General features: G+C 65.8%; 1 protein-coding gene. It reads left to right on the forward strand.

What is annotated here, in order from left to right; genetic code table 11:
- Window positions 1-185: 185 nt before the first annotated feature.
- Entirely contained in the window at window positions 186-1,484 is a 1,299-nt protein-coding gene (locus FG385_RS33690) for an IS4 family transposase (RefSeq protein WP_235022952.1), read from the forward strand.
- The last annotated feature ends 17 nt before the right edge of the window (window positions 1,485-1,501 follow it).

Here is a 1,501-nt window from a genome sequence, read left to right on the forward strand (position 1 = left end):
CAATGCCGCGTAGTTAGGGCTTGCGAGTTGATGTCAAGTGGGTCTGTGTGGCGCCTGCGTGTCTGACAATGAGACAGCGGAACTGCCGGTAGAGAGGGGCTTGTCCGCCAAGACAACCCGCTCGTCCAGGAGTTCCGCTGTCCGCTCAGTCTGTCATCAACCGGCGCGCGGCGGTAGCCGCGGGTGTGTTCGCGCCGGGTCATCTGGGCGAGCTGACCCAGATCGTGTCGTTCGACCTGGTCGATGCGGCATTGGAAACCGCTCGGGCAATGCAGCAACGGGTACGGGCACTGCCGTCTCGGGTGGTGGTGTATCTGCTGCTGGCGGGGGCGCTGTTCGGCGAGATCGGTTACCGGCAGGTGTGGGCGCGGCTGGTCAGCGGCATGGACCCGATGCCGGTGGCCGAGCCGACGTCCTCGGCATTGTCGAAGGCGCTGCGGCGGGTCGGTGTCGCACCGCTGCGCGAGTTGTTCGACCTGGTGCGCGGCCCGGCCGCCGACGCGGCCCGGTGGCGGGGCCTGTTGGTGTGTGCCATCGACGGCACCTCGATGTTCACCCCGAACAGCGACACCAATTCCACCGCCTTCGGCCGGCAGACCGGTCGAGCCGACGCCGCAGCCGGGTATCCGATGCTGCGACTGTTGACGGTGGTCGCCTGCGGTACCCGCACCGTCATCGACGCGGTATTCGGCCCCTACGGTATCGGTGAAACAACCTATGCGCCAAGGCTTCTCGGCTGCCTGAAACCAGGAATGCTGTTGCTGGCCGACCGCAATTTCGCGGTGACGACGCTGATCGAGAAGATCGCCGAGGCGAAAGCCGAGCTGCTGATTCGTTGCAAGAACGGCCGCGCTCTCCTGCCGATCAAGCACCTGCCCGACGGGTCCTGGCTAGCGCGTGTCGGCACGGTGACCGTGCGAGTGATCGACGCCGAGATCGTGGTGCGTCTGGGTGAGAGCGGCGCCCGCCGCACCGGCCGCTACCGGTTGATCACCACCCTGACCGACGACACCCATTACCCCGCCCAGGAATTGGTGAGCCTCTACCACCGCAGATGGGAGATCGAGACCAGCTACCTGGAACTGAAATCCACCATGCTCGGTGGACGCGAACTGCGTGCCCGCACGCCTGGCGGCATCACCCAAGAGGTCTACTCCCTCTTGATCACCTACCAGGCCCTGCGCACCGCTATCGCCGACGCGACACTGCACCATGCCGACACCGAACCCGACCGAATGAGCTTCACCGTCGCGCTGCGCACCGCCCGTGACCAGGTCGTCCACGCTGCCGCCGTCATCACCGACACCACCATCGACCTGGTCGGCAGGATCGGACGCGCCGTCCTGGCCAACCCCCTGCCGGCCCGCCGCGACCGATCCTGCCCCCGCGTGGTCAAACGCGCTATCTCCAAACACCGCGCTAAAGGCGACATCGACCGCACCAACTACACAACCACCATCACCGTCCAGATCCTTGACGGTTGACGACCTACCAAGACCAC

Source organism: Amycolatopsis alkalitolerans, from assembly GCF_006152065.1.
In the GTDB taxonomy this organism is placed as follows: Bacteria; Actinomycetota; Actinomycetes; order Mycobacteriales; family Pseudonocardiaceae; genus Amycolatopsis_E; species Amycolatopsis_E alkalitolerans.